The sequence below is a fragment of the Hyunsoonleella ulvae genome (assembly GCF_016827605.1).
Lineage (GTDB): Bacteria > Bacteroidota > Bacteroidia > Flavobacteriales > Flavobacteriaceae > Jejuia > Jejuia ulvae.
The window spans coordinates 139,128-151,860 of record NZ_JAEPJQ010000002.1; the positions used below are offsets into that span (position 1 = coordinate 139,128).

General features: G+C 33.8%; 13 protein-coding genes. 4 read left to right on the top strand and 9 right to left on the bottom strand.

The genetic code is table 11. The features are described from left to right. The first annotated feature begins 195 nt into the window (after positions 1–195). Complete coding sequence (locus JS605_RS06435; protein WP_203256877.1) at positions 196–1,443, top strand: site-specific integrase; 1,248 nt, start codon at positions 196–198, stop codon at positions 1,441–1,443. Here JS605_RS06435 and JS605_RS06440 read toward each other — a convergent pair. Further along, positions 1,440–1,637 carry a hypothetical protein gene (locus tag JS605_RS06440; protein WP_203256878.1) on the bottom strand — a complete coding sequence of 66 codons (198 nt, stop codon included), beginning with the start codon at positions 1,635–1,637 and terminating at the stop codon, positions 1,440–1,442. The two genes, JS605_RS06435 and JS605_RS06440, sit on opposite strands and share 4 nt — an antisense overlap. Before the next feature lie 158 nt (positions 1,638–1,795). Between JS605_RS06440 and JS605_RS06445 the strand changes: the two genes are divergently transcribed. The 3 genes from JS605_RS06445 to JS605_RS06455 are packed head-to-tail and all read left to right on the top strand — an operon-like array spanning position 1,796 to position 3,196. Then, the gene (locus JS605_RS06445) at positions 1,796–2,551 is read left to right on the top strand and encodes a hypothetical protein (RefSeq protein ID WP_203256879.1); all 756 of its coding nucleotides are present in this window, start codon (positions 1,796–1,798) and stop codon (positions 2,549–2,551) included. Beyond that, the gene (locus JS605_RS06450; RefSeq protein WP_203256880.1) at positions 2,551–2,946 is read left to right on the top strand and encodes a DUF5675 family protein; all 396 of its coding nucleotides are present in this window, start codon (positions 2,551–2,553) and stop codon (positions 2,944–2,946) included. Before JS605_RS06445 ends, JS605_RS06450 begins: the two co-directional genes overlap by 1 nt. Positions 2,947–2,950: 4 nt before the next feature. After that, complete coding sequence (locus JS605_RS06455; RefSeq protein ID WP_203256881.1) at positions 2,951–3,196, top strand: hypothetical protein; 246 nt, start codon at positions 2,951–2,953, stop codon at positions 3,194–3,196. 437 nt (positions 3,197–3,633) lie between these two features. Here JS605_RS06455 and JS605_RS06460 read toward each other — a convergent pair whose 3' ends face one another. The 8 genes from JS605_RS06460 to JS605_RS06495 all read right to left on the bottom strand — a co-directional run bounded on the left by JS605_RS06460 (position 3,634) and on the right by JS605_RS06495 (position 12,717). After that, positions 3,634–4,767, bottom strand: a complete 1,134-nt coding sequence (locus JS605_RS06460; RefSeq protein ID WP_203256882.1) for a hypothetical protein — start codon at positions 4,765–4,767, stop codon at positions 3,634–3,636. Between the two features lie 233 nt (positions 4,768–5,000). Then, positions 5,001–5,744: an RteC domain-containing protein gene (locus JS605_RS06465; protein ID WP_203256883.1), complete on the bottom strand. Its 744-nt coding sequence runs from the start codon at positions 5,742–5,744 to the stop codon at positions 5,001–5,003. A 140-nt stretch (positions 5,745–5,884) separates the two neighbouring features. After that, a complete protein-coding gene (locus tag JS605_RS06470) occupies positions 5,885–6,484 on the bottom strand; it encodes a DUF2490 domain-containing protein (RefSeq protein ID WP_203256884.1) in 600 nt (199 codons plus the stop codon). Between the two features lie 205 nt (positions 6,485–6,689). Further along, positions 6,690–7,715, bottom strand: coding sequence for a UDP-glucose--hexose-1-phosphate uridylyltransferase (locus JS605_RS06475; RefSeq protein ID WP_203256885.1), 1,026 nt, complete (start codon positions 7,713–7,715; stop codon positions 6,690–6,692). 1 nt (position 7,716) lies between these two features. Beyond that, on the bottom strand, positions 7,717–8,760 hold the full coding sequence (gene galE, locus JS605_RS06480; RefSeq protein ID WP_203256886.1) for a UDP-glucose 4-epimerase GalE: 1,044 nt from the start codon (positions 8,758–8,760) through the stop codon (positions 7,717–7,719). A gap of 26 nt (positions 8,761–8,786) precedes the next feature. Next, the gene (locus JS605_RS06485) at positions 8,787–10,139 is read right to left on the bottom strand and encodes an MFS transporter (RefSeq protein ID WP_203256887.1); all 1,353 of its coding nucleotides are present in this window, start codon (positions 10,137–10,139) and stop codon (positions 8,787–8,789) included. 129 nt (positions 10,140–10,268) lie between these two features. After that, positions 10,269–11,213 carry a glycerophosphodiester phosphodiesterase family protein gene (locus JS605_RS06490; RefSeq protein WP_203256888.1) on the bottom strand — a complete coding sequence of 315 codons (945 nt, stop codon included), beginning with the start codon at positions 11,211–11,213 and terminating at the stop codon, positions 10,269–10,271. Positions 11,214–11,238: 25 nt separating this feature from the next. Continuing rightward, positions 11,239–12,717, bottom strand: coding sequence for an outer membrane protein assembly factor BamB family protein (locus tag JS605_RS06495; protein ID WP_203256889.1), 1,479 nt, complete (start codon positions 12,715–12,717; stop codon positions 11,239–11,241). Between the last annotated feature and the right edge of the window lie 16 nt (positions 12,718–12,733).

The following is a 12,733-nucleotide window of genomic DNA, read 5'->3' on the forward strand; positions in this document are numbered from 1 at the left end:
TTATCGGCTTTTTATATTTTTCACATTATCATCTAAAACTATCCAAAATCAATCAAAAAGTAACCTATTCGGTTACCTTTATTGATTTTTAAAATAGGTAACCGAATTTTATTAAACACTTATAAATACTATGATTTACAGTAGGTTGCAAATATAAAATTCACTATATTTATGTAGAATTTATATAGGTAACCGATGTATCATACTTTTTCTATCCTTTTCTTCTTGCAGAAAAATAAAGTGACTTTAGACGGCAAAGCTCCTATTTATGTACGTGTAACGGTAAATGGCAAAAGAGCACAGATAAGTATTCAAAGAAAAGTTCTTATAGAAAAATGGGATTCTTCTACTGGCAAGGTTAAAGGAACTAGTGCTGAATCCAGAACTATCAACTCATATATTGACAGTATTAGACATAAGCTTCAAAAACTACAGGAGCGCTTTATAGATGAAGGAAAGACCGTTACTGCATTAGCAATTAAGAATCGCTACTTAGGGAAAGACAGAGTAAATAAAATGCTTATTGAGATATTCCAAGAGCATAATAGTAAAGTAAATAGTTTGGTTGGAAAAGACTTTGCTCATGGTACAGCTGAGCGTTACAGAACAGCGAAAAGGCATGTGCAAGAATATATTCAAAAAGAATATAACGCGGATGATATCCCTGTAAAGGATGTTAACCACAAATTTATTACTGGATTTGAATATTATTTAAAGACTACCCGTAAGTGTAGTCATAACACAGCTATCAAATACATTACTAACTTCAAAAAAATCATTCGCATTGCTTATGCTAACGATTGGATAAGCAAGGACCCATTCTTTAATTGGAAAGCTAAATTAAAAACAGTTGACCGAGAGTTTCTTTCTAAAGAAGAAATACAAGCAATGGTTGGAAAGGAATTCTCCATTCCTAGGTTAGAATTAGTAAAAGACATATTTATATTTTCTTGTTTTACTGGTTTAGCCTATGCTGATGTAAAAAAGCTATCTAAAGATGATATAGTTATTGGAATAGATGGCAAAAGTTGGATTAAAACTAAAAGAAGTAAAACAGATACTAGAAGTAATATTCCAATTTTAGAGATACCAAAAGAGATTATTAGGAAGTATGCTGAGCATCTAGATGTAATTGATAGTGATAACTTATTACCTGTTCTTAGTAATCAAAAAATGAATTCTTATCTTAAAGAGATTGCAGATAGCTGTGGTATTACTAAGAATCTTACATTTCACTTGGCACGTCATACATTTGCAACAACAGTAACTCTTACCAATGGCGTACCTATAGAATCTGTTAGTAAAATGTTAGGACATAAATCACTTAAGACTACACAACATTATGCTAAAATTTTGGATAAAAAAGTTAGTGATGATATGGCCACACTTAGAGAAAAGTTTTCATCTAACCCAATTGCAACAATAAAAAAGCAAACTTCTTAGTCTTTAAGATACTTTTCTATCGTAATCAAATTTATACCGCTATATTCAGCGAATTCTTCTGCTGTGATAAATTGATATGACTCTTTACCAAAGTGGGCTTTAATCTCATTTAAAAGCTTGCGTCCGTAACGCTCACTTCTTCCGGTGATGCGCTGGATATCTTTTGGGTATATGCAAGCTCTTATTATTCTCATTTAATACTTTATCTATACTTAGTCCATACCTCATCATAGAATCGTCTATATGTATTCTAATGGCATAAAACGAATTAATCGGAATGGATGTGTAGGTGTTTTTGAATTCTTTTATAAAACTACTGTCTTTTGTTTCATAATCAAAATTTTAGATCATTATGGCCAAACAAACAGGTATTATTAAATTGAAAGGAACTATCGGAGATATTTCCTTCTACAAAAGTGCTGACGGACACCTAGCACGTTCAAAAGGTGGTGTCGATAAAAATCGTATTGCAAATGATCCTGCGTTTCAGAGAACTCGTGAAAATGGTTCTGAATTTGGACGAGCTGGAAAAGGCGGCAAAGTGATTAGAAATGCAATTCGTGTGCTTTTGCAGAATGCAAAAGATAAACGTGTGGTTAGTCGTTTGACAAAAACCCTAGTTGCGGTTACCAAAACTGATGCTGTCAATGAGCGTGGGCTTAGAACCATCGAAGATGGTGATATGAACACTTTATTGGGCTTTGAATTCAATATCAATGGTAAGTTAGGCGCAACCCTATTCACACCATATGCGACAGCATATGATCGTGCTGCAGGAAATGTAGATTTAGATATTGCTGCATTTGCACCAACGGTTAGAATCGCTGCTCCTAATGGCACAACGCATTTCAAAGTTGTGATGGGTGCTGCAGAACTTGATTTTGTAAATGAAGTTTCTGTTTTTGAGAGTGCTGAAACTGCAATTCTTCCTTACAATGGTGCAGATACTGCGCCAATTGACTTATCGGTAGCTCTTACAGCCAACTCAGTACTTCCTGTTATGCAAGTTGTTGGTATTGAGTTTTATCAAGAAGTAAACGGACAAATGTATCCATTGAAAAATGGTGCTTTTAACGCTTTATCAATTGCACGGGTAGATACAGCCTAATGAATGTTTTGCTCCAAAGGACCTATTTTGAAGAGGGCACGAATAGTGCTCTCTTTGTTAATGGCCAATTTTTGGGTTTTGCCATTGAATTACCCTGGTTAAAGAACCAAAGAAATGTGTCCTGTATTTCTGAAGGTGAATATGAGCTGAAAGCGAGATATTCGCCAAAGTTCGGTCATCATTTACACATCTTAGATGTAAAAGGTCGCAGTCTTATACTGCTACACCCAGCGAACAACGCGAAACGTGAGCTTCGTGGTTGTATTTCGCCTGTTACACAGTTAACAGGCATTGGAAAAGGTAATAATTCAAAAGCATTACTTCAAAAACTAGTATCGCTATGCTATCAAGCATTCGATAGAAACGAAAATGTATTATTAACAATTAAATCTTAAACAAATGAATATTGTAGATCGTTATAAAAAACCAACGCCAAAGTTCTTCAGAACTTTAAGAAATATTGGCATAGCATTAGCTACGGCTGGTGGTGCTATAATCGCAGCTCCAATTGCAATGCCTGCTTTAGTTGTTACTATTGCTACTTATATGACCGTTGCCGGAACTGTTGCAACTGCAGTAAGTCAAGCTGTGACTGTTGATGATGAAACCGAAATCCCTAAAACTTATCAGAAGGATGAGCAATAACTTATCTCATCTAAAGTTTTCAATTATTGGTGGAACGATATCTTCAACATGGATTCATATCACTTCAGACGACATTATTAAAACCATCATAATGGCAATTTTAGGTGCAGTAGTTAGTTATATTGTCTCTCTTATTTTGAAACGGGTTCATCAAAACTTCAGAAAGAGAAATAAAAATTAGAAAGAGAGCTTCATTTGAGGCTCTTTTTTTTGCGAGAAACATCAGAAGTAGCACAAAACCTTTCCACTATTTTTTTTAGAAAAACAAAAAAGATAACTGTTTCATTGATGGCGAGGGAATGCTGTCATGCTTTTTGGGAAAAATAATGCGCTAGGGCAAAGGTTTAAAAAATAGTACGCGCTTTTTAGCGTATTATTTTTTTCAAAACCTTTGGCTTGAGCTTTATAGCATTATAGCGTCGGACTATGGAAGCCAACTATATTTGTGGACTTTTTTTATGCTCATATGTAACTTTGAAATCTTTGAATTCCATAGAGAAAGGTTCTATACCATTATCGCCATCTAAAGCTACACGTCTCTTAGGTGCTAAAGCCTTAATCTTAACAAACATTTCTGTAATTGGGTCATCAAGTTTAAGTTCAACACTAGCTTGAGATTCTATGAGTTGATGCCAAGAACTCCAAGCGACAGTATCATCTAATTCGACACCTGTGAAATTCATTTGATTTCTTGAAAGAACAAAAATTTTGACATCATTAATTTCTGAAAATTTTACTTTTATATTGTTAATTTGAAGAGAGTTTATAATGGTCTTAGAATCATTATTTAGAACCCAATATTTCATTTTATTAACCCACTCGTTAGCTTTATCAAACAAATTACTTATCCTACTGTACCGCTCTTTCATAGAATAATTATATGGGTCTTGCCACTTCAATTGAAATAAGCCTAAATTTTTGGTTTTAGTGTCATAAACAATTGCATCTATATCGGTTTTAATACCTTCAAATAATATATTAACACCTCTTGGGACTTTAATAATTCTATCAGATGGAAAGAATTTAAAAAGCTCACTTCGAAACCTATCTTCTCGTTTGTTGACTGATTTGTCATAATCACTACGATATCTTCTTTTTAATTCTTTGTTAAGAAGTAAAATTGGATTAGTAAGAACTCCGGCTATTGATTTAATAAAAAGGTTTTTGCCAACTTCAAAGTACATAGGTGGTGGCGCAGACGGATAATCTAAATAGTAATTATAGTTGTCTTTTGTAAGCGTTACACAAGATAAAATTTGCGATACATCCTTAATACTCATATCAAGATAATCTGCATACATTTTAATTTCTCTATCTTGAAAACAAGTGTACGACAGAATGTTATGCAAATCTATTTTAGGGTATGATTTTACTAACTCTAGACAAGCTTCGAGCCTCATAATAGAAGTACCCATTATAATTTCTATCAAATCAACATAACGGCAATACTCTATACCTCCAAAAACATCTTTTGTACCAAAGTCATCATAACCTTGGCATCTAAGCATATGAAAATGTCCTCTTTGATTATAATATTCGTCTAAAATTGGTGTTGAATGATACACTATCATTTTGCCATCAGGACTGCTAATTATTCTTTTTAACTCCTCTTTTATTTCTTGTTCATTAAAAGGTTTCTGCTTTTTTCTTTCTAAGATTATTTTTTCAACGATATTATCTACATAAAAATTTAAACTTTGCTTGTCAAATCTTTCAAGACCAGTATACTTATGGTTATAATCAAAAACGAATTCATTATTACTCTTTTCTGATATTTCTAATAATTCTGATTTCTCATATTCTATTAGCTGTTTACAAAAGGATAATTTACCAGAATAAATAATATTTGCATCACACCTTTGATATCTGCGGCTCCACTATTGATTGACCCTGAACTATGCAGCGCATAGATAAGTTCTATCAGATCGGTTTTGTTACCGGTCCAATTTAAATTAGATTCCTTTTGGAATGGGTTATAAATTCCTTTCATTTTAATCCCTGTTTTCAATTTACTTATTTCTATTTTTAATTTTATGATTAGCTTTTCATAAGCTATGATTGTAGCCAATGTTGAACAATGGCTGGTTGAGAAGTTTTGATCTGTTAAAAATTGATAGTCTTCTTTATTGAGGCGCACTTTGGCATTTTTAGTTAAAAAGTATTGCTCATCTAAATGCGTTGCGCCCCTTTTAAAATAATAAAAGAACTCTTGGTTGTTGGTAAAGTATTCCTGAAGCGTATTAATATAGTTGTTATAGTATTTAGTTTGAGCCTTTGTGTCTGTTTTTGGACGTTTACTTTCGATATTGAAATTTTCAACGAAATAGATGAGTTTACTCAGTACTTTTGGTTTTATGCTTTTATAAAAGCTTATTTCTTCTTCATTAGATAAAAATCCATTAGATACCACCCAACGTCTTAACTCTTCTAAGGTGTATTTACAAAATTCAACCCCTTTTTCGGATATAAAAAATATATCATCATTTTCAGAGTTTAGCGTTTTTATTTTTTGTTCAAGTTCTTCTATAAGTTTGTTGTAGGATTTCAATTAACATGATTTTAGACTGAGGCATTTCAAAACCAATTTAATTCTAAGGAAGGTATTACATTTTGCTATTGGGTTCTTTAAATACCATGTTTCACTTCATTACTTTATATTCTTATGCGTAGTGGCCGTAAATATTACTATTAAAGCTTCCAATAATAGTTTATTCGTAACCAAAATTTATGTTCAGTTTCACTCGCTTTTATAAAGGCAGCAACTCTGTAGTCTAATCCAAACTCCAAACGTTCTTTTTCTGACAGGGTATACCCTAGTAAAGGCACTATGCGTACTTCTATATCATAGCCTTCTTTAAACTTATTTAGATATTCATTATTCAACTTGAAGTAGAATTCATTCAGGTTCAAAGTTTGTCCGTTAATGGGTTTTTCCAAGGCTATTCTATATCGAAAACGAAACTCTGGTTTGTTTTGTACTTCAAAGCTTTGGTCAGCCCTAAGCCTATGAGATAGCTTAAATGTACTGTATTCCCTTATATACAGATACTGTTGTATAAAACGGTGCATTACAATATCTCGTCCAAACCTTGTGAGATAACCACCTCCAAAAGACTTATTATATATTTTCTTCGAAACAAAGTTTGTTACATCTGTAAATAAATATTTAGACCCCAATATTTCAGACTTATTAAAATTTCCCTCAGAAAACACTTGTCTAGCTTCTACCCTAGAATTTAAAGTCCAACCATTATAAAGCTTAAACCCAATGTTGAGATTAGGCAACATACCAAACTGATATTCTTCTTGGGAATTACTTTTAAATGTGATGCAATTGAATAGAACTATTATGACTATTTTTTTTCTGATAACTACTACTTTTATATAAAAACATAATTATTTAGTTTTGGTGCAAAGTCTTGAAGATGCTATTTTTATTAACTTAAAAAGCATTTACACTAAACTTATATAGACAGCCCAAAAAGCTTAAAAATTAAGCTACAACTAATTCTTTCATCCTAGTTGCTACTATCTCTGGTGTTATATCACGCTGAGGAGACCCGAACATCTCATACCCTACCATGAATTTTTTCACTGTGGCGCTTCTTAACAACGGTGGATAAAAACTCATGTGCCAATGCCAGTGACTATTATCTTCTCCGTTGGTTGGTGCTTGATGAATACCACTAGAATATGGGAACGAGGTGTTGAAAATCTTATCGTAAGCTTTTGTTAATACCGAAATAGCTTCCGCATATAAATAAGCCTCTTCATCGTTTAGTTCTAAGATGCTTTTTTTATGTGCTTTTGGAACAATCATAGCCTCAAATGGCCATAAAGCCCAGAATGGAACTAAAACTACAAAGGCGTCATTCTCAAAAATAATACGCTCTTTTTTCTCTAATTCTTGAGCCAAATAATCGCCCAATAAACTGCTCCCGTTCTTTCTGAAGTAGTTTAATTGTTGGGCATTCTTTTTTTCAACTTCATTAGGTAAGGTTGACTGACTCCAAATTTGTCCGTGTGGGTGGGGATTACTACAACCCATCACAGCCCCTTTGTTTTCAAAAATCTGTACATAGTTGATTAACTTATTATCACCTAATTCTTTATACTCTTTTTGCCATGCGAAAACTACTTTTTGAATTTCGTTTGCATTCATATTTGCTAAACTTTTTGAGTGGTCTGGACTAAAGCAAACTACTTTACAAATTCCTTTTTCGCTTTTAGCTACTAACAGACCATCATTCACCTCAAAGTCAGGAGAGTCTTTTTGAAGTGCAGCAAAGTCATTAGTGAATATAAACACATCCTCATATTTAGGATTTACTTCACCATTTATTCTGGTATTTCCAGCACATAAGTAGCAAGACTCATCATAGGCAGGTCTCTTTTCGTTGTTTACCACTTCATTTTGTCCTTGCCATGGTCTTTTGGCTCTATGCGGAGACACTAAGACCCATTCTCCTGTTAATATATTAAAGCGCTTATGAGAGTAATCTTGTAAATTGGTTTTCATATTAATTTTCTTGTAAATTTTGTTCTTGCCTATAATTTTGCTCCCATTTCCACGCTGTTGCAATCATATTCTCCAAATTTCTTTTAGCGACCCAACCCAATTTTGTCTTTGCCAAACTTGTATCTGAATATAATTGGGGTACATCTCCAGGTCTTCGATCGGCAATTGTGTAATTGACTTTTTGATTTAGAACCTTTTCAAATGCATTTATAATTTCCAATACTGAATACCCATTCCCTGTACCTAAATTGAAAGTCTCAAAAGCATTTTCTTGTTTTTTCTCTAATAGTCGTTGGACCGCAATAACGTGTGCCTCTGCTAAGTCTACAACATGAATATAATCTCGAATAGGTGTACCATCCTTAGTTGGATAATCATTACCAAATACACTTAAAGTTTTCCTAATACCAACTGCTGTTTGCGTTATATAGGGCATCAAATTATTTGGAATACCATTTGGTAATTCACCTAGACATCCAGAATCATGGGCACCAATTGGATTAAAATATCGCAAAGAAATCGCTGATAAATCTTTATTTGAAATAGTAATATCCTCAAGTACCTCCTCTGCTACTCTTTTTGTGTTTCCATATGGAGAAAAGGGTCGCTTGGTTTTATTTTTCTCTGTTATTGGTAATTCGTCAGGATTGCCATACACCGTGGCCGAAGATGAAAAAATAAAATTATTAATATTATATTTTTCCATAGCCACCAATACATTTATTAAGGCATAGAGATTATTATGATAATATTTCAAGGGTTTTTCAATAGATTCCGATACTGCCTTGTGTGCTGCAAAATGAATTACTGCGTCTATATTTTTATTGTAACAAAACATATTGTCACATAAAAAACTATCCTTTAAATCAACCTCTAATAATTTAGGTCTAATTCCTGTAATAGATTTTATTCTATCAAGAACTTCTTTATTGGAATTAGATAAATCGTCAAGTATTAAGACTTCAAAATCGTTTTCTATTAAAGCAACTGCAGTATGCGATCCAATATAACCGCAACCTCCTGTTACCATTATTCTTTTTTTCATAATAAAAACCTAATTATTTAATTACTTCAATCTTTAGCTTTTGCATTCCAAACTAACACAGCTAAAATCATTGAAAGTATAGCTGCGCCTAACCAAAATATCCTTATCTGTGAAAAATCATAAGTCATTACTCCTCCTACCATTGATGAAGAACCCTCTATATATATCCCACTCATAACCTCCTGGATACCAGCACCAGCGTAACTAGCTATACCAATCAAACCCATAGCTGCTCCTGCTGCTTTCTTTGGTGCCAAATCCACGGCCATTAACCCTCCCAAAAAAGTGATTAAAATCCCAATTGCAAATCCATGTACAATCATTGAAATGGAGTCTGTTAACACACTTGAATTTGGATAAAACAAAAAGACTGATACTGATACAACATTGAGGATTCCTGCTACCAGGGCTGGTACGTTCCTGCTACCTTTAAAGAACCTGTCGGATATAAATCCAGAAACTACAGTTCCTATGATTCCCGATATGGCTGTCAATCCAATAATTTGAGCTGCCTCAATATTGCTGTAGCCTTTCTCTGCCTCGGCATAAAACACTCCCCAACTTTCAATAGCATACCGAATGACGTACATTAATGCTGATGATAGTGCAAGTAACCAAATAGCCGGGTTTTTCAGTATAGCCTTTTGGGAACTGCTTACATCTTTGGGTTTATTTACAAGTGGCTTTTCCCCTTTCTCTTTTTGTTCTAGCGATACCACAGATGGTAAGCCTTTGCTCTCCGGACTATCATACAAAAATAGCTTTACCATAATAGCTCCTATTATTCCAACTACTCCTGCGCCCCAAAAACCCCATTGCCAACCACCTAAACCAATCAAAAATGGTAACAGGGTGAAGGCTATTGCTTTTCCTATATTATGGCTGGCACTCCACGCCGCATAATAGGTGCCTCGCTCTTTTGCTTTAAACCACCTAGTAAGGGCTACTACGCAAGGGGCTGCTCCCTGTGACTGGAACCAACCACTTAAACCCCATACTACAATAAACACCACAAAAATTGGAAAAAAGCCCAAAATTAAGTTGGCCAAAGCCGTAAAAAGTAAACCTATTGAAATAAATTTATTGACATTTAAATGGTCTGATAAAAAGCCATTTACTAACTTACCTATTGCATAGGAAAAGAAAAGAGCCGAACCAATTTGTCCTAATTGTGCTGGGTTAAATATTTCTGCATCCACTAGAGGTTTTTTAATGACGCTCAAACTCAACCTACAAACATAAAAAAAAGCATATCCAAATGTGGCCGAGAGAAAAACACTCCATTTGGACAGCTTATATTTTCTAGTTGATTCTGTTACATCATTTATCTCTTCCTTTGCTGGAAGTGGGGCAAAGAATTTTTTAATAATTTTAATCATAATTAAATTTTTAGATTTTTAGATGAGTTTTTCGGGAAGGATATTATTTGGAAAAAGCGCAGTAATACAACTGCGCCATTTCACTTTCAACTAAACTAAATTAAAACTAACTCATGCTATTAATAGTTCTTAGTTATGAAGTCCTTTGCTCCTTAAATACTTCAATAATAATTCAGGTCTATCGGTTTGAATGATATCAATATTATTATCAATAAACCAATCGTAAATTGCAGGGTTTTGCACAGCTTTTTCATCATCATGCCCTGCATTGTGATGTGCCCATAGTGCATTAACCCAAATACTTGAGCCACTATCCCTGATTTTTTTAAATTCTTTTATGAATTTGATACTATCATGTTTCACCGTAAATTCAAATGCTACAGGTGTGTTACTAGAAGATAAATACTCTTCAACTATTGTAGTTGCGTTTTTATTCGGCAATCCTAATATTGGCATAAAATGAACTTTACCTAGGTAAGCTCCAAATTCATTTTCAACCTCGGACAAAGATTTTGCCCCTTTAATTACAACTTGGTCTTGTGTATCAGTTTCTTTGATAATGGCATAACATTTATCAAAAATGCTATAACTCTTATCTAGATTAACTAATATTTTGCCCTTGGCTACTTCTAAAGCTTGTTTTAGAGTAGGTATTTTATGTTGGGTTGCCACCCCTAATCCATCAACTAACCGTAATGTTCTCAGAGAATCCAAGGACCATTCATTTATATTACCTTTACCAGTAGTAGTTCTATCTATAGTTTTGTCGTGCATTAAAACTAAGTGACCATCTTTAGTTTCTCTTATATCAATTTCAACCATGTCCACACCCATTTCAATACAATTTTTTATAGCCTGTAAAGAGTTTTCTGGTGCATTTCGCCAATCGCCTCTATGAGAAACAACAATGATTTGATTGTTATTTGAATCTTCTAAATTTGCTATTTTATCTTTTAAGGTTGTATTTACTGTCAGTTTTTCATCATTTTTAATATTTGAATCGCAAGGACATTCTTCTTTGCATCCAGTAAAAACAGCTAAAAAAATAATTATAAGTAAAATGGGTGTTCGCATGATATTTTTAATGTTTCAGCTAAGTTTATTTAATCACTAATTTTGAGGTTGCTACTTTAGCATCTTCATTTACTTTCAAAATATAAACTCCAGCTCTTAAATTTGAAGTTTTAATCATCTCATTTGCTTCAATACTTTTTGCGTACACTTGTTTACCTAACATATCAAAGATTTGAATCGATTTTATACCATTTGAATCTGTTGACACATAAAACTCTCCATTATTAACTGGATTAGGGTATACTGTGAATCCGTTAATAAATTCTCTAGATGTTGATAAGGTAATGGCGTTTACGTTTGATGTGTGTCTTGCATTTTTACCATACATAGGCCAGCCTCCTACTTGTAAACCAGTTGCAGAAGTAGTTAAGGCACTTAATTTACCCGCAGAAGCTGTTTCAACACCAACGTAAATTGTACCATCTGAATTAATGGCTGCCGGAGATGTAATTTTAGTTCCTAAACTTAAAGGCGTGTAAGCTTCTGTACCATCGCTATTAAGTACATAAAACATTCCACTAGTGTCACCAAAATATAATCTGCCTAGGTTATCAATAGCAGGCACAACTTCAATTGCTGAACTTGCTGTGTAAGTCCAAAGTATATTTCCATTTAATGGATTAAATGCTTGCATTTTTCCTCCAGTATTACCTAAATACACAGTTCCATCAGCGGCTACTGCCGGACCACCCTTCTCGACATTTTCACCAGTAAAGGTAACAGACCATTTCTCAGTACCATCTATCGGGTTATATGCTTTCAATACACCATCACCTGCTGAATTTAATTTTGCGGAAGCATAAATTGTTCCATCATCTGCAAGTGCTATTGCTGAACTGGCATAACCACCTGACCCATATGTTGCAGACCATTTTTGAGTACCATCTGGATTAATTGCATAAATATTATCGTTAGTTGCAATGGCATAAATAGTTCCATCAGATGCTATAGCAGGTACGCAATTAAAATCAGTTCCTGTTTCAAAAATCCAATTTTGTGTTGTCAAATCAAGCGAAAAGTTTCGAGCTCCTCTATCATTGTTATTACGAGTCATTATATAAACTTCTCCATTTGAGGCAAAAGCTGGAGCTGAATAACGTACTCTAGAGTTCATATAAAAAGTACGTAAAGTATCCCCCGTAGCAGCATTAAATCGATGTACACGTCTTCCATAATGACCGCTTATATAAACTGATCCATCTGCATTTATTGAAGGACTGGATATAACTTGATCTACTTTACCTTGAGAAGAACCTTCATTAACATGTCCCATCCATTTTAGAGTGTTATTTGGGTTTATAGCAAAGAGATTTTCAGGAGAAGTCTCATAGGTTAGTGTTTCTCTTGTACCATAATCACAAGCTATGTAAATTGTACCATCGTTTGCAATAGCTGGACCCGAGTAAGCTACTTTATCTGGTAATGAATAAGACCAGCTTTCAACTAATTGACCGTAAGAAGCCATAGATAATAATAATCCTAATACTGTGTAAAATTTTTTCATAATATTTAAGTTTTGG

Coding starts and splice junctions, on each gene's coding strand:
- JS605_RS06435 (WP_203256877.1), top strand. CDS start 196: ATGTATCATACTTTTTCTATCCTTTTCTTCTTGCAGAAAAATAAAGTG.
- JS605_RS06440 (WP_203256878.1), bottom strand. CDS start 1,637: ATGAGAATAATAAGAGCTTGCATATACCCAAAAGATATCCAGCGCATC.
- JS605_RS06445 (WP_203256879.1), top strand. CDS start 1,796: ATGGCCAAACAAACAGGTATTATTAAATTGAAAGGAACTATCGGAGAT.
- JS605_RS06450 (WP_203256880.1), top strand. CDS start 2,551: ATGAATGTTTTGCTCCAAAGGACCTATTTTGAAGAGGGCACGAATAGT.
- JS605_RS06455 (WP_203256881.1), top strand. CDS start 2,951: ATGAATATTGTAGATCGTTATAAAAAACCAACGCCAAAGTTCTTCAGA.
- JS605_RS06460 (WP_203256882.1), bottom strand. CDS start 4,767: ATGATAGTGTATCATTCAACACCAATTTTAGACGAATATTATAATCAA.
- JS605_RS06470 (WP_203256884.1), bottom strand. CDS start 6,484: ATGTTGCCTAATCTCAACATTGGGTTTAAGCTTTATAATGGTTGGACT.
- JS605_RS06475 (WP_203256885.1), bottom strand. CDS start 7,715: ATGAAAACCAATTTACAAGATTACTCTCATAAGCGCTTTAATATATTA.
- galE (WP_203256886.1), bottom strand. CDS start 8,760: ATGAAAAAAAGAATAATGGTAACAGGAGGTTGCGGTTATATTGGATCG.
- JS605_RS06485 (WP_203256887.1), bottom strand. CDS start 10,139: ATGATTAAAATTATTAAAAAATTCTTTGCCCCACTTCCAGCAAAGGAA.
- JS605_RS06490 (WP_203256888.1), bottom strand. CDS start 11,213: ATGCGAACACCCATTTTACTTATAATTATTTTTTTAGCTGTTTTTACT.
- JS605_RS06495 (WP_203256889.1), bottom strand. CDS start 12,717: ATGAAAAAATTTTACACAGTATTAGGATTATTATTATCTATGGCTTCT.